This is a genomic window from Acinetobacter sp. 228 (genome assembly GCF_048147885.1).
Map to the genome: position 1 here is coordinate 156872 of NZ_JAYWYV010000006.1, position 19741 is coordinate 176612.

General features: G+C 45.1%; 15 protein-coding genes and 2 tRNA genes. 7 read left to right on the plus strand and 10 right to left on the minus strand.

Going from position 1 to position 19741, the window contains the following annotated elements; genetic code table 11:
* Positions 1 to 160 precede the first annotated feature (160 nt).
* Positions 161 to 2683 (plus strand): penicillin-binding protein PBP1a, encoded by a 2523-nt coding sequence (gene ponA / locus VXQ92_RS07060; RefSeq protein WP_416680935.1) that lies wholly within the window; start codon positions 161 to 163, stop codon positions 2681 to 2683.
* A gap of 56 nt (positions 2684 to 2739) precedes the next feature.
* On the opposite strand, the gene VXQ92_RS07065 is transcribed toward ponA, so the two are convergent.
* The 9 genes from VXQ92_RS07065 to VXQ92_RS07105 form a co-directional block, all read right to left on the minus strand.
* The gene (locus tag VXQ92_RS07065; protein ID WP_416680954.1) at positions 2740 to 3543 is read right to left on the minus strand and encodes a putative RNA methyltransferase; all 804 of its coding nucleotides are present in this window, start codon (positions 3541 to 3543) and stop codon (positions 2740 to 2742) included.
* Between the two features lie 54 nt (positions 3544 to 3597).
* Positions 3598 to 4716: a phospho-N-acetylmuramoyl-pentapeptide-transferase gene (gene mraY, locus VXQ92_RS07070; RefSeq protein WP_064094606.1), complete on the minus strand. Its 1119-nt coding sequence runs from the start codon at positions 4714 to 4716 to the stop codon at positions 3598 to 3600.
* The gene (locus VXQ92_RS07075) at positions 4717 to 6120 is read right to left on the minus strand and encodes a UDP-N-acetylmuramoyl-tripeptide--D-alanyl-D-alanine ligase (protein WP_416680936.1); all 1404 of its coding nucleotides are present in this window, start codon (positions 6118 to 6120) and stop codon (positions 4717 to 4719) included.
* A 9-nt stretch (positions 6121 to 6129) separates the two neighbouring features.
* The gene (locus VXQ92_RS07080; protein WP_416680937.1) at positions 6130 to 7626 is read right to left on the minus strand and encodes a UDP-N-acetylmuramoyl-L-alanyl-D-glutamate--2,6-diaminopimelate ligase; all 1497 of its coding nucleotides are present in this window, start codon (positions 7624 to 7626) and stop codon (positions 6130 to 6132) included.
* 11 nt (positions 7627 to 7637) lie between these two features.
* Positions 7638 to 9461 (minus strand): penicillin-binding protein PBP3, encoded by a 1824-nt coding sequence (ftsI, locus tag VXQ92_RS07085; RefSeq protein ID WP_064094609.1) that lies wholly within the window; start codon positions 9459 to 9461, stop codon positions 7638 to 7640.
* Between the two features lie 15 nt (positions 9462 to 9476).
* Positions 9477 to 9809: a cell division protein FtsL gene (gene ftsL / locus VXQ92_RS07090; protein ID WP_064094610.1), complete on the minus strand. Its 333-nt coding sequence runs from the start codon at positions 9807 to 9809 to the stop codon at positions 9477 to 9479.
* A gap of 10 nt (positions 9810 to 9819) precedes the next feature.
* Entirely contained in the window at positions 9820 to 10731 is a 912-nt protein-coding gene (gene rsmH, locus VXQ92_RS07095) for a 16S rRNA (cytosine(1402)-N(4))-methyltransferase RsmH (protein WP_416680939.1), read from the minus strand.
* Positions 10732 to 10917: 186 nt separating this feature from the next.
* Positions 10918 to 11937 (minus strand): sulfate ABC transporter substrate-binding protein, encoded by a 1020-nt coding sequence (locus tag VXQ92_RS07100; protein WP_416680940.1) that lies wholly within the window; start codon positions 11935 to 11937, stop codon positions 10918 to 10920.
* 244 nt (positions 11938 to 12181) lie between these two features.
* Positions 12182 to 13183: a sulfate ABC transporter substrate-binding protein gene (locus VXQ92_RS07105; RefSeq protein WP_064095167.1), complete on the minus strand. Its 1002-nt coding sequence runs from the start codon at positions 13181 to 13183 to the stop codon at positions 12182 to 12184.
* Positions 13184 to 13577: 394 nt separating this feature from the next.
* On the opposite strand from VXQ92_RS07105, the gene VXQ92_RS07110 reads away from it, so the two are divergent.
* The 5 genes from VXQ92_RS07110 (at position 13578) to VXQ92_RS07130 (ending at position 16262) form a co-directional block, all read left to right on the plus strand.
* Positions 13578 to 13880 carry a hypothetical protein gene (locus VXQ92_RS07110; protein ID WP_180037262.1) on the plus strand — a complete coding sequence of 101 codons (303 nt, stop codon included), beginning with the start codon at positions 13578 to 13580 and terminating at the stop codon, positions 13878 to 13880.
* A 127-nt stretch (positions 13881 to 14007) separates the two neighbouring features.
* A complete protein-coding gene (gltX, locus tag VXQ92_RS07115; protein WP_416680941.1) occupies positions 14008 to 15516 on the plus strand; it encodes a glutamate--tRNA ligase in 1509 nt (502 codons plus the stop codon).
* A 57-nt stretch (positions 15517 to 15573) separates the two neighbouring features.
* Positions 15574 to 15649, plus strand: a tRNA-Ala gene (locus tag VXQ92_RS07120).
* Between the two features lie 38 nt (positions 15650 to 15687).
* A tRNA-Glu gene (locus VXQ92_RS07125) sits at positions 15688 to 15763 on the plus strand.
* Positions 15764 to 15920: 157 nt separating this feature from the next.
* Positions 15921 to 16262, plus strand: a complete 342-nt coding sequence (locus VXQ92_RS07130) for a hypothetical protein (protein WP_064102369.1) — start codon at positions 15921 to 15923, stop codon at positions 16260 to 16262.
* Between the two features lie 76 nt (positions 16263 to 16338).
* Here the strand turns inward: VXQ92_RS07130 and ettA are convergent, their stop codons facing one another.
* Complete coding sequence (gene ettA, locus VXQ92_RS07135; protein ID WP_064094616.1) at positions 16339 to 18000, minus strand: energy-dependent translational throttle protein EttA; 1662 nt, start codon at positions 17998 to 18000, stop codon at positions 16339 to 16341.
* A 308-nt stretch (positions 18001 to 18308) separates the two neighbouring features.
* Here ettA and VXQ92_RS07140 point away from each other — a divergent pair, with 308 nt between their 5' ends.
* On the plus strand, positions 18309 to 19586 hold the full coding sequence (locus VXQ92_RS07140) for an O-acetylhomoserine aminocarboxypropyltransferase/cysteine synthase family protein (protein ID WP_064102368.1): 1278 nt from the start codon (positions 18309 to 18311) through the stop codon (positions 19584 to 19586).
* Positions 19587 to 19741: the final 155 nt, after the last annotated feature.

The window sequence follows — 19741 nt, forward strand, 5'->3', positions numbered from 1 at the left end:
ACTTCCTATTATTTTTTTGTCCCCAATTCAATCTAACTTACCAATTGGTCCAGCCTATAATTTTATATAGATACAATAACTGATCTAACAATATGGATATCGACAGGATATACTGACCGGTAATTAGTTCGCCATTAGCTCTTATTAAAACTTACTTGTTATGAAAAAGCTATCTTGTTCAGGCCTTGTTCATCCATTTTTTTTGATCATTATCATTATACTGATCTCAATTCCGATGGGTTTCTATGGCATGTATCTCTATATTGCCCCATCTTTGCCTGAAATGTCCACGCTTAAAAAGGCACCTTTATTAAAGCCTTTACAAGTATTTAGTTCAGATAATGAATTAATTGCCGAATATGGTGGCAAGCTTTCAGTTCCCGTGAAATATGAACAAATTCCACAGGAGTTTATTCATGCGTTCCTCGCAGCGGAAGATTCTAGCTTTTTTGAGCATAGCGGCATCAGCTTTAAAAGCTTGGGACGCGCCCTCAGCGAGACCGTGACCGGTTCGGATGTCCAGACCGGTGGCTCGACTATTACCATGCAAGTGGCAAAAAATTATTACCTCAGTCCTGAACGGACTTTGAAACGTAAACTGACTGAAATTTTTCTGGCCCGTAAAATTGAGCAAAACCTAAGTAAAGAAGAAATTCTGACCCTGTATGTCAATAAAATTTTCCTGGGGAAAAATGCTTATGGTATCGCAGCGGCAGCTAAAATTTACTACAACAAGAGTCTAGAAGAACTTTCAAATGCACAGATGGCCATGATCGCCGGCCTGCCTAAAGCACCTTCCCGCTATAATCCGGTTGCTAATCCCAAGCGTGCTTTGGAGCGTCGTAACTGGATTTTGGGACGTATGCTGCAATTGGGCTATTTAAACCAGAGCCAGTATCAGCAGGCCATTGCTGAACCGATTAATCTGGACATGCCGGATCGCAGTACCCGTAATAAATTCCCTTATGTGGGTGAAATGGTACGTTCTGAGCTGGTACAAAACTTTGGTGAACAGGCGATCGATTCTGGTTATAGAGTCTATACCACTATTCATAGTGAACGTCAGACCTATGCCGAGCAAGCGGTACAAGAAGGTTTAGAAGCCTATGACCGTCGACACGGCTGGCGAGGAGCTGAAGCACATGATCAACCCCTTGAAAATTTCCGCGCCTATGCCAATACCTACCCTGCGCAAGTAACCAAGGTAGGCACTTCCAGTTTTGAAGCACTCATGCAGGATGGGAGCAGCGTGACTGTTCCGTGGTCAGGCATGTCTTGGGCACGTCGCTTTCGTAACGTTAACAGTGTAGGCGGGGCACCCGGCAAAGCCTCCCAGATTGTTAAAGTCAAAGATATTGTCCGTTTAAGACCCAATGAAAATAAAACCTCTTGGTCACTGGTACAGATTCCCAAAGTACAAGGACAGCTGATTGCTATCAATCCAAATAATGGTGCAATTGAAGCTATTGTGGGCGGATATAATTTTTATCAGTCAAAATTTAACCGGGCCATCCAAGGCTGGCGTCAACCTGGGTCTACTATTAAGCCTTTTGTTTATGCACTGGCTTTAGAACGTGGCATGACGCCACATACTATGGTCAATGATGCACCTATTACCATTGGCAAATGGTCACCGCGTAACTCGGATGGACGTTATCTTGGCATGATCCCGTTACGCCGTGCCCTTTATCTGTCACGTAATACAGTCTCAGTGCGCTTATTGCAGACGGTCGGAATTGAACGTACACGTCAGTTATTTATGGACTTTGGTTTACAGGACAGTCAGATTCCACGTAACTATACCATTGCCTTGGGTACGCCGCAGGTTCTTCCAATTCAGATGGCCACCGGTTATGCTACCTTTGCTAATGGCGGTTACCGAATTCAGCCGCACTTTATTACGCGTATTGAAGATGCCTATGGCAACACCATCTTTGAAGCCAAGCCTGAATATGCGTGCATTTCATGTATTAATGAAAAAGAAGAACCCGTTCAAGTCACTGACCCCATTACCGCCGATGATGAAGTAATTGCAATCAACAATACGACCTTGGGCCAGAAACCCGAGACCCCGAAAATTTCAGATGAAGACAGCAATTATCGTCAGGCAGAACGTATTTTAAAATCCAGCTCTGCCTATGACATGGCCAATATTCTACGTGATGTCATTCAGCATGGTACCGGTCGTGCCGCATTAAGAATTGGTCGTAGTGATATTGGTGGTAAAACCGGTACCACCAATGATGCCAAAGATGCCTGGTTTGCCGGCTTCAATGGCAAGCTGGTAACGGTTACCTGGGTCGGTTTTGACCAGCCGACGACTTTAGGTCGCCGTGAATATGGTGGTGTAGCAGCTTTACCGATCTGGACCGATTTTATGGGCAAGGCATTAAAAGGCCAACCGGAAGCCTGGGTACGTTTAGACCGTAATGCCAAGGCACCTGTAAATCGCAACAAGGTGGTTCAGGGTGAGGAGCCGCAAAATCATCCGGCTTCTCCACCTCTGGCGACAGCACTTTACCGCCCCGCTCCAGTTGTCGTGCCAAAACGTCAGCAAAATGATTTTGAGGATTTACCGGATCAGCCAACACGCTTACCAGGTAATGAATCTGTATCGCCAGAACAGCCGCTACAGCCGAACCGGGTAGACTCCCTGGAAAACCTGATCGAAGAAGTCCAGTAATCTGCTGCTATATAAAAATAAAAGCCCTCAGTTGAGGGCTTTTATATATTCAATTTTTATTTCTTCTGGAACAAGAAAATCTGGAACTGTGCCATCAGTTCAAACCGGTCATGTTGCTCCAGAGCCAGACGGCGTTCCGGTTTGGCTTTATAGGCATAAGGGGTCATGGCAATCAGGTTTTTTAAATCAGCCTGTGGCAAAATCATTGGTGCATCAATTACCTGCTCACGAACCAGATCAAATTCATCTTGCAGTTGCTCAACAAACTTTTGTGGCTCATGTGGTTTGACTTCTTCAAACAGTGCTTCACGCATGGCATATAAATGTTGTGGTGCCGGTGTTACCACCATCAGATAAGATTTTGGCTTTAATACCCGCAGGATTTCCTGTTTTGGAATCGGACTGAATAAACTGGTACAGAGATCAATCGATTCATCCAGTACTGGCAAGGTTGCCCCGGTTCCCACCACCCAAGTAATGTCTTTATTCAGTCTGGCAGCCACCTGAACTGCATTCTTGGCAATATCGACCCCCACACATTGCAGCACTTCAGCCTGCATGGCATTGGTGTAATAGCCTTCGCCACAGCCGATATCCAGCAGGTTTTCAATCCGTAAGTCTCGGATTTTCTCGACCACAGCCTGCTGTAGGGGCACATAATGACCTGCACTCAGGAATGCACGGCGCGCCTGTACCGATTCAGGTGTATCACCCGGATTTTTACTATGCTTATGCTGAACTACATGCAGATTCACATAACCTTGTTTGGCCACATCGTAGCTATGATGATTCTCACATCGCCATGTTCTTTCATTTAAGCTCAACTGCTGGCGACAGACTGGGCACATGAGTAAATTCATCATTTTCTCCAAAACAAAAAAGCCGGCATGCGCCGACTTTTTCTCATGCATTTCTTAGCGCAATTTTAAGGTCATTAGGCCCAAAACTACCAGCATAATCGTAATAATCCAGAAACGGATCACCACCTGGGTTTCACGCCAGCCTTTCTTTTCATAATGATGATGTAGCGGCGCCATCAGAAATACGCGTTTATTACGCATTCTTAATGAACCGATCTGCAAGAATACTGAAATCGCCTCAACCAGAAATACACCCGCCATAATCGCAAACACGATTTCCTGACGAACCATGACAGCAATGGTACCCAGCATCGCACCGAGGGATAAGGCTCCAACATCTCCCATAAATACCTGGGCCGGATGGGCGTTATACCAGAGAAATGCCAGACCGGCACCGATCATGGCTGCACAGATCACCACCAGCTCAGACGAGTATTTCACATAAGGAATATGCAGGTAGTTGGCGAAACGCACATCACCCGCGAGGTAAGCGAATACGCCCAAACCTGCAGCCACCAGTACAATCGGCATGATCGCCAGACCATCCAGACCATCGGTCAGGTTCACTGCATTGGATGCCCCATTAATCACGAAGTAAGTGAAAATAATGAAGCCAATACCCAATGGGATCACCGACAAAGGAATGGTTAGATCCTTAAAGAATGGAATCAGCAGGTCCAGCATATTGGCGGTATGCACCGGATTGGCCTGCTGCTGTGCAATCACATACAAGGCAATACCAGCACCCAACGAGCCCACTGAAGTCCAGAAGAATTTTTTCTTCGCAGGCAAACCGGCATTGTCTTTATAACGGATCTTAATCCAGTCATCAGCCCAGCCCACGGCCCCAAAAATTACCATTACCGCCAGCACAATCCAGACATAAGGATTAGACAGGTCCGCCCAGAGCAAAGTCGAAATCCCGATGGATAACAGGATCAGCACCCCACCCATGGTCGGTGTGCCCATTTTCTTGGCATGATTTTCAGGAGCAAACGAACTGACCGCCTGACCATATTTCAGCGCCTGCAGTTTGCGGATCATGATCGGACCCAAAACCAAACCAATGGTCATTGCCGTCAAGACACTCAGCAGAGCACGTAAAGTTAAATAACGAACTACCTGAAACGTGCTATCAAAGCCCGCCAGATGGTCAAATAGCCATAACAGCATTTAGAGTTTCTCCATCAATGCAGCCATCAATGTTTCCATATGGGTATAACGCGACCCTTTGAACAGCAAAGATATCGGCTGGGGATGATGTGTTTCAATCAAATCAATTAAAAACGGTAAGGCCTGCTCCTGATTCAGGAAAGCCTGCATTTTCTTACCATATTGCGTACTACGGGCACCTTCTTGTGCGGCAGGAGCGAATTCACCCACAGCCACCACAAAATTAATACCTTTTACCGAGACCAGATCCCGACCGAGCTTGTAATGCTCGATTGCGGCAGATGAACCGAGTTCACCAATATCGCCGGTGACCATCACCCGGATGCCTTGCTGCTGTGCTAACACTTCAGCCGCTGCTCGCATCGAGCCCGGATTGGCATTGTAGGTGTCATCAATAAATAAAAATTCTTTGTGCGGAATAAAGTTTAAGCGACCTTTGGCACCGACTGCCTGTTCCAGACCAGCCACGATATCATCAAGATTAATACCGATCGCCAAGGCAAATGCAGCGGCAGCTGTGGCATTCTCGACATTATGCTCGCCGGCAAATGGCAACCGAACTGTTTTCGAGCCTTGTGGCGTATTCAGTGTGAAGCTTGAAGATTGAGCTTCAAGCACCATATCGCTGGCATAGACTTCACCACCCGTACCAAAACTCAAGCTTTTTTCAGTTCTTACTGCAGCACGAATAGCTTCAGCAAAATCATCGACAGCAGGAATAATCGAAGTCTCAGAGATATGCGCATAAATTTCGGATTTTGCACGGCAAATCCCGTCACGGCCGCCAAATTCACCCAAGTGTGCCGTACCAATATTAATAATTCCGGCTACATGCGGCTGCACCATGTTGGAAGTGTAATCAATTTCACCCTGATGACTTGCACCGAGTTCCATCACCGCATATTGATGTTCAGGACGCAACTCAAGCAACATCACTGGCACACCAAGGTCATTATTCAAATTACCACGTGTCACCAAGGTCGGCGCAAGACGAGACAGGATGCTCCCCAGCATTTCCTTAGTCGTGGTCTTGCCACTGCTGCCGGTCAGTGCAATCACTTTGAGCTGAGGATTCTGCTGACGGCGATAAGCACCCAACAATCCCAATGCCAGACGGGTATCTTCTACCACCAGCTGGCAAATATCAGCATCCACCGGCCGGCTTACAATGGCAATCTCACAACCTTGAGCCGCCACTTGCGCAATAAAATCATGCGCGTCAAAACGCTCGCCTTTCAGCGCCAGAAAAGCATCACCTGATTCTGCATCACGTGAGTCGGTCAAAATTCGCTTGATCTGGCCTGCAGGCTTTTTATCATTCAGCCAGTAGCCTTGGGTGGCCTGCTGTAATTGCTCTATGCTCCACGGCTCCAGCGCCGCAGTACTTGTTGTTGAGGTATGCATATCTGAATCCTAATACGCTGAATAGGCGGTATCTGTGTTGCAATGCTGGGCATCAATCGCAGCCTGCACTTCGATCACGTCATCAAACCAGTGACGTACGCCATCAATTTCCTGATAATTTTCGTGACCCTTCCCTGCAATCACCACAATATCACCCGCCTGCGCCTGTTTAACCGCAAACTTGATTGCTTCACGACGGTCATGAATTTCATGATAGGTTTTGCCGGAAAAATCGATGCAATTTTTCATATCAGCAAAAATTTGTGCCGGATCTTCGGTCCGCGGATTATCAGAAGTGAGAACTGCGATATCAGAACCCTCTAATGCAGCTTGGGTCATCAGTGGACGTTTACCGCGATCACGGTCGCCACCACAGCCGAAAACTGCCCAGAGATTTTGCGAGACATGCCGTTTCAAGGTCACCAGAACCTGAGTCAGTGCATCCGGGGTATGGGCATAATCCACCACAAACAGGCGCTCGCCATCACGCAGTACCTGCATGCGACCGGGCGCACCTTTGAGCTGTGGCACAGTTGCAATCAAACTTTCCAAGTCAAATTCGGCCTGCTCAGCCATGATCAGACTGGCGACCAGATTTTCAATATTAAAATGACCCAGCAATGGACTGTTAACAATATATTCAGCAGAAGCAGTTTTTAGTATAAAGGTTGCACCTGAAATGCTGTACTGAATATCCTGAACCTGATAATCCGCTTTTTGCTTGGTGGAATAAGTCAAAATTTTAGGCTGTGCCGGATTATTTTTCGCAGCATCCAGCATGATCTGTGCATGTTCATCATCGATATTGATAACAGCCACTTTTAAAGATTCAAACCGGAATAAACCTGACTTTGCTTCTGCATAAGCTTGCAGTGTTCCGTGATAATCCAGATGGTCACGACTCAAATTGCTGTAACCCGCAATCTCGATATCACAACCATTCAAGCGGCCTTGTTCCAGACCATGCGAACTGGCTTCAATCGAGGCAAACTCCGCACCGGCCTGCGCATAGCCATGCAAGGCATTTTGCAGTTGCAAGGCATCCAGGGTGGTATGCGAAGATGCTTCCAGATTTGGTAAAATCCCGTTACCTGTGGTACCCATCACTGCACAGGCTTTACCTTGCAGCATGATGAATTCAGCCACCAAGCGAGAAATCGTGGTTTTACCATTGGTGCCGGTAACTGCCAGAATTCGAGCAGCTTGAACAGGTTGAGTCGCTTGCAAATACTGCTTTTGCCACTGCCCCATCAGATGACGTACATCTGCCACTACCAGATTTGGAGATACCTCCAGCTCATTTTCTGAAATCACGGCCAATGCACCCTGCTCTAAGGCTTTCTGGGCAAATTGAGCAGTTTTTTCCGGTTGAGACAGACTGGTCAGGGCAATAAAAATCTGTCCCGGTTTGACTTTACGACTATCCAGCTCGAAGCCCTGAAAGGATTGCTTCATCCAGTCAGTGGCCTCATGAGAGGTGTAGATATCTTGAAATGTAATAGACATTGATCACCTATTTACTGGACTTTGGGAGTTTCTAAAGGTTTGTCCAAAGGGACATTCAGGAGACGCAGAGATTCCTGCATCACCCGGGCAAAGACTGGTGCAGATACGGTACCCCCATAGTAGGTACCCTGTGGGTTTTCTACCACCACCACCATGGCGATCCGTGGATCACTGACGGGTGCTACACCGGCAAATAAAGCCCGGTATTCATTGGTCGAATAACCTTTACGGTCAGCACGCAGCTTATGTGCAGTACCGGTTTTACCTGCCACGCGATAGCCTGGAATGGTCGCGCGAGTCGCCGTACCACCTGGCAAGGTTGCGGTTTCCATCATCATCAGCACCTGATCGGCAATATTGGCATCGATCATCTGTTCACCCTGCGGCTGTTCTTCCAGCTTATACAGACTTAGCGGCATTTTTACGCCTTTATTGGCCAGCATGGCATAGGCATCAGCCAGCTGAAGTACCGTCGCATTCAGACCATAACCATAGGACATGGTCGCCACTTCTGACACATTCCATTTGCTAGGAGGCAGAATCAGACCGGCACTTTCACCCGGGAATTTCACTGCTGACCGCTGACCAAAACCCAAACGTTTATAGAAGGTCGGCAAGGTTTCATACGGCAGCGACAAGGCCAGTTTGGCCACACCAACGTTAGATGATTTCTGGATAATACCACCCAGAGTCAACTGACCGTAATTATGGGTATCACGAATGGTATGATTACCTACCCGCATACTGCCCGGTGTGGTATTCACCACTGAATTCGCTGTATATTTGCCACTTTCCAGCGCCATTGCCACGGTTAACGGCTTCATGGTCGAACCCGGTTCGAAGGAATCGACCGCCCCGCGGTTACGCATGGCATCCTTGTTAAGCAGGCTGTTTTTGTCATTCGGGTTATACGATGGCCATGAAGACAGCGCCAGAATTTCACCGGTTTTGACATCTACAGCAATCGCAGTCGCCGAACGGGCATTGTTGGCAACTCCGGCCGCAGTCAGCTCACGGTACATGATATATTGCAGACGCGAGTCGATACTTAAGGTAATATTTTCGCCCGGTTCAACTTCTTTAATCACTTCCGGTTCTTTAATCCGGTTGCCTTTCTTATCGCGAATGATCTGCTGCTCGCCATCCTTGCCGGAAAGACGGGAATTCAGCTGCATTTCCAGACCTTCAATCCCTATGCCCTCACTATTGGTCAGGCCAATAATCTGAGAGTTTGGCTGCGGCTGCGGATAATAGCGCTTATAGTTTTTCTCGGTATATACGCCCTGAAAATTACGCTTCATGATCAGTTCGGCCTGTTGTGGCGGAACTTCTTTTTTCAGGATCAGATAACGTGAACGCGGACGTTCTTGCATTTTTTTGCGCAGTTCTGCCCGATCCATACCGACTGCATCAGCCAGCTCATCCAGATTCAGGTTTTTATCCGGCAACTGGCGTTTGAGTTTACGGCTATTCGGTTCTTTTTCCAGCGCCAGCATGGTTTCATCATAGAGCTTTTTATTGTCAAAATAATCACGTGGATCAATCACAATTTTCATGATCGGAGTACTGATCGCCAATGGAATCCCATTACGGTCATAAATCACGCCACGCATCGCCTTGATGGTATTGGTTCTTAAAATATTGGCATTGGCTTTATTCTGCAAAAAATCTTTATTAATAATCTGCACATAGAAGGCACGGCAAATCAGTGTCACGAAACACAGCAACACCACCGCCCACATGATGTAAAAACGATTGATATAAACATTTGAGGCATTTTTGTCGGTGACCGATTGTTTTTTACGTACCGGTTGCTTCTTTCTCTTGTCTACCATGTCCGAACGCTAGCCTTATTTTTTCTCATCTGAAGTTTGTGGTAAGGAAATCACCACACTCTGTGAAACCGGAGGGGAATACATACGCAACTGTGTCACTGCACGCGTACCGATCTGTGCCGTCGCGCCAAAAGTTTGCTGTTCAATCAGCAAACGGCCCCACTCCGCATTGAGATCATCGCGCTCACGCAGATAAGTACTTAGCTTTCTGTTGTCCTGACGGTATTCAAACACCTGAAATACCACAAATACTGCACTGACAAAGACCATCAGTATCAGCATGAGATAAATTGCAACTTTTTTCAGCCACAATTTTTCTGTTTTTTTATCAACCACTTCCGTTCTCATGATCTGCCTATTAAGCTAAACGTTCTGCTACCCGGAGCCATGCGCTACGTGAACGGGGATTGGCTTTAACCTCCTCCTCACTGGCTTTAACACGAGCAACTTTCTTCAAACGTCGCGTATCTTTCTGTTGTTGTGGCATTCCCCAGCCTGAATCCTCTTCAAGCGTTGACTCTTTTTGAATAAATTGTTTAATCAAGCGGTCTTCCAGTGAATGGAAACTAATCACCGCCAAACGCCCTTGCGGCTTCAAGATTTCTACCGCCTGAGGCAAGAAGATTTCAATATCTTCTAATTCCTTGTTAATAGCAATACGAATCGCCTGGAAAGTACGGGTCGCAGCATGCTTGTTTTTTTCCCATTTCGGGTGCGCTACTTTTACGATCTCGGCCAGCTTGGCCGTGGTATCAATATATCCGGCAGCCTTAATAGCCTTGGCAATACGGCGACTATAACGCTCTTCACCATATTTAAAAATGATATTCGCCAGTGCTTCTTCTTCAATCTGGGTCAGCCATTCTGCTGCCGTTGGACCTTGCGAGTTGTCCATACGCATATCCAGCGGGCCATCTTTCATAAAACTGAAGCCACGTTCAGCCTGATCCAGCTGTGGTGAAGAAACACCCAGATCCGCCATTACCCCATCAACTTGTTCAATAGCCAGTTCAGCCAATGCCTCTTTCAGATCAGCAAAGCTGGCATGGATAATTTTAAAACGTGAATCTTCTTGTTCGAGTTCGGCCGCCACCGCCAGTGCCTGTGGGTCTTTATCAAAGGCATAAACACGTGCATGTTCATCTAATTTAGACAGCAATAAACGCGTATGTCCGCCCCGGCCAAAGGTTCCATCCACATAAGTTCCCGTATTGCGACCCGCCAACAAGGCATCAATCGTTTCGTGAAGTAATACAGAAATATGTGACATAAAAACTCAATCAGTAGGGGGAAAAATTTAACTGCACATTATCACCCTGTTTGAGCAAAGCTCCAAACGACTTTTTGTAGATAAATATTACTTTCCATAGAGAAAACCGTTTTAGCATTTTCTGCCACAAAAAAAGCCTCCAGTTCAGGAGGCTTTTTTTATCAGCAAGATGACTTCGCAGATCAATTAACGCTTGCTGTTATAAATCTGGTCAAAAATTGCACCATTGGCAAAATGGGTTTTCTGTGCATTGGCCCAACCACCAAAGACCTCATCAATGGTAAAGGTTTTGATTTTCGGGAACTGTGCCGAATATTTGGCCAATACTTTTTCATTACGTGGACGATAGAAATGCTTAGCAGCCATTTCCTGACCCAATGGTGAATACAGGTAATTGATATAACCGGTTGCTAACCATTTATTGCCATTTTTATCTACGGTACGATCCACAATCGCTACTGAGGGTTCAGTCAAAATCGTAATCGATGGATAAACGATATCAAACTTGTCTTTACCCAAGGTTTTTTGCGTGACCAAGGCTTCATTTTCCCAGGTCAGTAATACATCGCCAATACCACGCTCAGCAAAGGTGGTCATTGAAGCCCGTGCAGCAGAATCCATTACTTTGACGTTCTTATAAAGCTTGCCAACAAAATCCTGCGCCTTGGCTTTGTTACCACCCGGCTGTTTCTCGGCATAACCCCATGCAGACAGATACACCCAACGCGGTAAGCCACCGGTTTTCGGGTTCGGGGTAATAATTTGCACCCCTGGCTTGGTCAAATCTTTCCAGTCCTTGATGCCTTTCGGGTTGCCCTTGCGGACCATGAATACGATCGTTGAGGTATAAGGTGCCGAGTTATGAGGAAATTCCTTTTGCCAGCCTGGCTGAATCTGACCAGATTTCACAATTTCTTCAATGTCATTGGCCAGCGCCAAAGTCACCACATCACCTTTCAAACCATCGACCACAGAACGTGCCTGTTTGCCCGAACCGCCATGTGACTGCTTGAAATTCACATCCAGACCAGTCCGGTTCTTCCAGTAAGCGCCGAATGATTTGTTAAATTCGTCGTAGAACTCGCGTGTGGCATCATAAGACACATTTAGAAATTGACGGTCTGCGGCTTGAGCGGCAGTTGCAGTCATGCCTAAACCGGCCACCAATAAGGCAGCACTAAACAACGATTTGAATTGAGTTTTCATAGTAACAGGGAGTTTATCTTCATTGGTTATAACTATATGAAATAAAATCATTTATCGCAATTCACCCGCTACTAGTGCAACACGATAGAATGAAAGGTTTTTCTTGATTAGTATTTTGTTTTTAAAAGAAAAAGTTAATTATTATTCTACTTATCTCTAATATATAGAATTTTATGCATTAGATATAAAGAAAATGGATAATAACTTGACCATTTTCTTTATCTCATTCTAAACCGCTGTTTAGCTATCTTTTTTCATTATAAATCTGATCATAAATCGCCCCATTGATAAAATGCGTTTTTTGCGCTTTGGCCCAGCCGCCAAAGACTTTATCAATGGTGAAGGTCTGGATGTTCGGGAATTGGGCTGAATATTTAACAGCGACTTTGGCGTCCCGCGGACGGAAGAAATATTTCGCAGCCAGCTCCTGTCCTTTCGGTGAATATAAATAGTTTAAATAGCCTTTTGCCAGATGGGCCGTGCCATTTTTATTCACGTTTTTATCGACAATTGCCACCGATGGCTCGGCCAGAATTGAAATCGATGGATAGACGATGTCGTACTTGTCTTTACCCAAGCCTTGTGTTGCCAGCAAGGCTTCATTTTCCCAGGATAAAAGCACATCCCCGATACCGCGCTCGGCAAAAGTGGTCAGCGAACCACGCGCACCGGAGTCGAGTACTTTGACATTGCTATAGAGCTTTTTCACCAGCTCTTTGGCCTTAGCATCATTACCGCCAGGTTGTTTCAGTGCATAACCCCAAGCAGACAGGTAGATCCAGCGCGGTGCACCCCCGGTTTTGGGATTTGGGGTAATAATTTCTACGCCCGGTTTGGTTAGATCATTCCAGTCTTGAATTTGCTTTGGATTACTTTTACGTACTAGAAATACGATCGTAGAAGTATAAGGTGCCGAATTGCTCGGAAACTCTTTTTGCCAGCCTTTCTCGATTAAACCTGCTTTGACAATTTCTTCGATATCATTGGCCAATGCCAAGGTCACCACATCGGCCTGCAAACCGTCGACCACTGAACGTGCCTGCTTGCCTGAACCGCCATGTGATTGCTTAAAATTAACCGTCTGTCCGGTTTTCTGCTTCCAGAACTTGCCAAATTCTTCGTTATACTCCTGATAAAACTCACGGGTCGGGTCATAAGATACATTCAGGAAATCTTTGGCGATGGAATTCTGTACTGCTGTTCCTGCTATAATTGTCAAGATTGCTGATGCTATTATTCTTTTCATCATATGTAACTCATTGTTTATATGATCTGCACTATACAAATCAAAAATAAACCTAACAATCATATGCTTATAATAATATTTATAATCTATTTCTGATTTTGAGATATCTCCTAACAATTAAATCCGGATACATATTTCGCCATAAAATTAATCTTCTGCTACAATATAAGACAGTTCTTCACGTTGTCTTCACAGTTTTCTGTTAAAAATAGGCCACTAAAACAGGAAATTACGTTTTTTTAGTAATTTTCCACAGAGTTATATTATTTCTTTTGTAAAAAATGTGACTTGGTTCTACTTCTTTATGATCAACTGTGATTAAATTGTAGGCAGAGTATTAAAAAAACATTTTTAACAAAATAAAACCAACCCGAAGTAAGGAGGAAGTTTGGATATGAAATTTACATTATTCACAGCCAGCATCCTAAGCCTGATTATGTTGTTCTCGATTCAACTCGGTCATGCCGTGGTTGTGAAGACAGATTTGCCGAAGCCTACAGTAAGCACTGTTGAAAGCAAGACTTCGCCGATTGAAAAAGCGATTCAGCAACAAAAAACTGAAAAAACACTTCAAACAGAAGATAATCTCAAAGTCTTGACTGCATTTAAAGTCGCACCTTCGCAAAATTTCTTTGCAGAACAGAATTACCGCTTCACCCGCTTTGTCCAAAGTATTTTTTCGAGCGATCACTCTTAATCAGTACCAAAAGAGCTGAATACGTACAGATTTAAAAGCCACATTACTCAATGTTGAATAAAGCATTAAGTGATGTGGCTTTTTCGCTATAATAGTTACAATTTTATATTCAAGATTAGATCCGGCTATGACTGTTCGTACTCGTATTGCACCTTCTCCTACTGGTTTTCCGCATGTAGGGACTGCCTATATCGCCCTGTTTAACTTATGTTTTGCTAAACAGCACGGTGGTGAATTCATTCTTCGTATCGAAGATACCGACCAACTCCGCTCAACGCCTGAATCTGAGAAAATGATCCTGGATTCATTGCGCTGGTTGGGCTTAAACTGGTCAGAAGGTCCTGATGTAGGTGGTCCACATGCGCCTTACCGTCAGTCCGAACGTATGGATATCTATAAGCAATATGCACTTGAACTGGTAGAAAAAGGACATGCTTTCTACTGTTTCGCAACTGCAGAAGAACTCGATCAGATGCGTTCAGAACAGCAGGCACGTGGTGAAACGCCTCGTTATGACGGTCGCGGTCTACAACTTTCACAAGAAGAAGTTGAGCGCCGTTTGGCCGCTGGCGAACCACATGTGATTCGCATGAAAGTCCCAACTGAAGGCGTATGTAAATTTAATGACATGCTGCGTGGCGAAGTGGAAATTCCATGGGCGCAAGTAGACATGCAGATTCTGCTGAAAACCGATGGCCTCCCAACCTACCACTTAGCAAACGTGGTGGATGACCATTTAATGCAAATCACCCACGTGATTCGTGGTGAAGAATGGATTCCATCTGCACCGAAACATCAGCTTCTTTACCAATATTTCGGCTGGGAAATGCCTGTGCTGTGCCACATGCCACTTTTACGTAACCCGGATAAATCTAAATTATCTAAACGTAAGAACCCAACATCAATCAACTACTACAAAGATATCGGCGTACTGCCTGAAGCCCTGTTGAACTACTTGGGTCGTATGGGTTGGTCAATGCCAGATGAACGTGAAAAATTCACTTTGGCAGAAATGATTGAGCATTTTGATATTAAACGTGTCTCTTTGGGCGGCCCAATCTTTGATGTAGAGAAATTGAACTGGTTAAATGGTCAATGGATCAAGGCACTCAGCCCGGCTGAATTACTTGACACCTTATTGGCCTGGAAAGCAGACCGCGCAAAACTGGAAGAAATTGCAGCTGCGATTCAACCGCGTATTAACCTGCTGTCTGAAGCGGTGAACTGGTCGGCACATTACTTCAACCACTTCCCGACCCTGAGCAAAGAACAGTTTGTAAGCAAAAAACTGTCTGAAGAGCAAGTGCGTCAAAGTCTTCAATTCGCAATTTGGCGTTTAGAAAGCCTGTTTACTTGGAATAACGACACGGTGAGCCAGACCTTGATGGACTTGGCGACACAGATGGAAATCAAGTTACGTGATTTCATGCCTGCGTTCTTTATTGCGATCGCCGGTTCGACTGCGTCTACACCCGTGATGCAAACGATGGTGACCATTGGTCCTGATTTAACCTTTGCACGTTTACGTCATGCGCTGGAAATTGTCGGTGGTCCAAGCAAAAAAGAGCTGAAAGTCTGGGAAAAACTCAATGAAAGCTTAAAGTTGCCGAAAAATGAAGCAGTTGATCAAGCTTAATTAATTTTTGTGTTGACGTGTGAGCGCGATATCCCTAATATAGCGCTCACACAGACTGGGGTCATAGCTCAGTTGGTAGAGCGCTACAATGGCATTGTAGAGGTCAGGAGTTCGATCCTCCTTGACTCCACCAAATCAAGTCTTGCTTTAGCTGTGTTATTTGCCTCAATTGTCCCTATCGTCTAGAGGCCTAGGACATCGCCCTTTCACGGCGGTAACCGGGGTTCGAATCCCCGTAGGGACGCCATATTCAAGATGACCATAATATATTATGGTCATCTTATAAAAAACCCAAGCATTGCGACTTGGGTTTTTTATTGCCTGTATATTTTATGTTGGGCAATATTTCGGTTTCTTCGCATCTTCCGATAAAATAATCAGTAATTTAGAATTTTGGAGTTGTAATGCAATATCGTTGCCCTAAGTGTCAAAGCCCGAAAATCATGCCGGTGGCCCAGCCAGGTCAAGCAGCTCCACGCCCCGTGGTTCCTAAAAGCCTAATGTTTCTGGTACCCGCCCTGTTCCTTTTGTTATTGCTGGTGATTATTAGCATTGCGATGTGGATTTTTGGCGATGGTGCAGGTACGACTTTACAGACTGCAACTGTGATCGTCTTTATTCTTTCTTTGATCGCAGGCTTTATGTTCTATAAGGACTTACCTGATTTTAAAATTTCAATGCAGGCATTTATGCAAACACAAAAGAAATGGAAATGCCGTGAATGCAATCATGAGTGGGAAGTCTAATTTACCCTTCAGCATGCAATAAGTATAAAAAAACCAGCCCTGAGGCTGGTTTTTTTATTTACAAAATTTAGGGTTATTAAGCACCGATTTTGCGATATTTTTGACGCTTCGTGACCAAGTCATCACCATCACGTTTACGGCGATATGCTTCGAATTCAGCATAGTTACCGGTGAAGAATTCAGGTGTTTCACCTTCGAATGACAAGATATGTGTTGCAATACGGTCTAGGAACCAACGGTCATGCGAGATCACCATGACTGTACCCGGGAATACAAGAATTGCATCCTCAAGTGCACGTAAGGTTTCGATATCCAAGTCGTTTGATGGTTCATCGAGTAGGATAACGTTAGCGCCCATTTGCAGGATTTTCGCAAGTTGTAAACGGTTACGCTCACCACCAGACAATTGACCTACGCGTTTTTGCTGATCTTGACCTTTAAAGTTAAAACGACCGATATATGCACGTGATGCGATTTCGTATTCGCCAATCTTCAAGATATCCAAACCACCAGAAACTTCTTCCCAGACGGTTTTGTTGTTATCTAAGGTGTCACGGATCTGACCGACATACGCTACTTTCACTGATTCACCCAGTGTTACCGTACCGGTATCAGGTTGCAGTTCGCCCGTCATCATACGGAACAGTGTGGTTTTACCTGCACCGTTTTCACCCACGATACCCACAATTGCGGCAGGTGGTACCGTGAATGTTAAATCTTTGTACAGTAAACGATCACCAAACGATTTGCTGATGCCTTCAACTTCTACAACCTTGTTGCCCAGACGTGGACCAGGTGGAATGTAGATTTCAGAAGTTTCGTTACGCTGCTGGAATTCGCGTGAGTTAAGCTCTTCAAAACGCTCCATACGCGCTTTGTTTTTCTTTTGCTGGCCTTTGGCATTCGAACGAACCCATTCAAGTTCTTTTTTCAACGCCTTAGCAAAAGATTCTTCTTGCTTGTTCTCTTGCTCTAAACGGGCATTTTTCTGCTCAAGCCAAGAAGAATAGTTACCTTGATATGGAATACCCATACCACGGTCAAGCTCAAGAATCCATTCAGCCACGTTATCCAGGAAGTAACGGTCATGCGTAATGGCTACGATGGTACCCGGGAAGTCTTTCAGGAAACGTTCCAACCAAGCCACAGATGAAGCATCCAAATGGTTCGTCGGTTCGTCTAGAAGTAACATGTCCGGCTTAGACAGAAGTAAACGGCACAGTGCCACACGACGGCGTTCACCACCTGAAAGCTTAGATACATCTGCATCCCAAGCTGGCAGGTTCAATGCCGCAGCAGCCTGATCCATCTGGTTCGCAAGGTTATGCGCATCCCAGGTCTGGATAATTGCTTCAAGCTTTTCTTGTTCTTTCGCAAGCGCATCGAAATCCGCATCTTCTGCTGCATATTCAGCAAAGACTTCATCCAGACGCGCTAAAGCATCAAGCGGTTCACGTAAACCATCTTCGACATTTCCACGAACGTCTTTGGTTTCATCTAAAGGTGGTTCTTGCTCAAGATAACCGATTTTAATACCCGGCTGTGCACGCGCTTCACCAGAGAAATCTTTATCTACGCCCGCCATAATACGAAGCAAGGTAGATTTACCTGCACCGTTTAAACCAAGCACACCAATTTTAGCGCCTGGGAAAAATGATAAGGAGATGTCTTTCAGGATTTCGCGCTTAGGCGGAACCATCTTCGACACTCGGTTCATCGTGTAAATATATTGGGCCACGTAGGACTCCTCAACTGAAAAACCAAATAGGGTTAGAACAACGACCCCAGCTCAAAAATGAGCGAAAAAATAATCGGCTATTATACGCAGAAAGCAGCAAAAACATAAGCCATTGCCATGAACTTGCATGCATTGTTACAAGTTTATTGCTGATGTTTTTTTAAACAACCGTTTTCAGTAAAATAACCGGATTAAATCCAGACTGGTATATGAATATTTCATATATTCATTTCAATAAAATTGCACTTTTACTTATATGTAAAAATGCTACACTCAAGCCATAAGCTTAAACAAGAAGATCAAACAGAATGAGTTATAAAGCAGAAACTTTAGCGATTCACGCAGGCTATACCCCCGAAGCAACCACTAAAGCAGTGGCTGTACCAATTTATCAAACCACATCTTATGCCTTTGACAATACACAACATGGGGCCGATTTGTTTGATTTAAAGGTACAGGGAAATATCTATACCCGGATTATGAACCCGACCACTGCAGTACTTGAACAACGTGTAGCAGCGCTCGAGGGTGGAATTGGTGCACTAGCTTTGGCCTCTGGCATGGCTGCGATTACCTATGCAATTCAGACCATTGCTGAAGCTGGGGACAATATTGCTTCGGTATCGACGCTTTACGGAGGTACCTATAATCTTTTTGCCCACACCCTGCCCAAACAAGGTATTGAAGTCCGTTTCTTTGATTATGAAAAACCGGAAAGTCTGCATGACCTGATTGATGAAAAAACCAAACTGGTTTTTGTGGAATCGATTGGTAACCCGCTGGGTAATATTATTGATCTGGAAGAAATCTCTAAAATTGCGCACGAATATGGCGTGCCGGTCATTGTCGACAATACTGTTGCCACCCCAGTACTTCAAAAATCTTTCGATTTCGGTGCAGATATTATCGTGCATTCCCTGACCAAATATATCGGTGGTCATGGCAATTCCATTGGCGGCATCATTGTGGATAGCGGCAAATTCCCGTGGGGTAAATATCCTGAACGCTTCCCTGCCCTCAATACACCAGATCCAAGTTACCACGGCGTGAACTATGTTGAAGTTTTGGGGGAAGCAGCATATATCGCACGTGCGCGTGTAGTGCCGCTGCGTAATACCGGCGCTGCGATTAGTCCACAAAATGTGTTTCTGATTCTGCAAGGTCTGGAAACCTTAAGCCTGCGAATGGAACGTCATACCGAAAACGCACTGAAAGTCGCTGAATATCTGCAAAAACATCCTAAAGTGAAATGGGTCAATTACGCTGGCCTGAAAGATCATCCACAGCATGCCTTGGCACAGAAATATGTGAAAGGTAAACCGTCTGCCATTCTGACTTTCGGTGTGCAGCATGGCCTTGAAGGGGGCACACGTTTTATTGATGCCCTGCAGCTGTTCACCCGTCTGGTCAATATCGGTGATGCCAAAAGTCTGGCCTGTCATCCTGCCACCACCACCCATCGTCAGCTGAATGCTGAAGAACTGAAATCTGCCGGTGTCAGTGAAGATATGGTACGACTTTCCATTGGAATTGAGCATATTGACGACCTGATTGCCGATCTGGAACAGGCATTGGCCGCCGTTTAAAGCAGTGCTTAGAACTGACCCGAAACCTTATCATTTCTGATGAGGTTTTTTTATTTATTTTCTAAAACAGCCACTTGCTTTACTTTTTATTTTCATGATAAAAGTTAAATGAAATAGCGAACACAAATAGAGCAATTACTCTAATTTTTATTTTA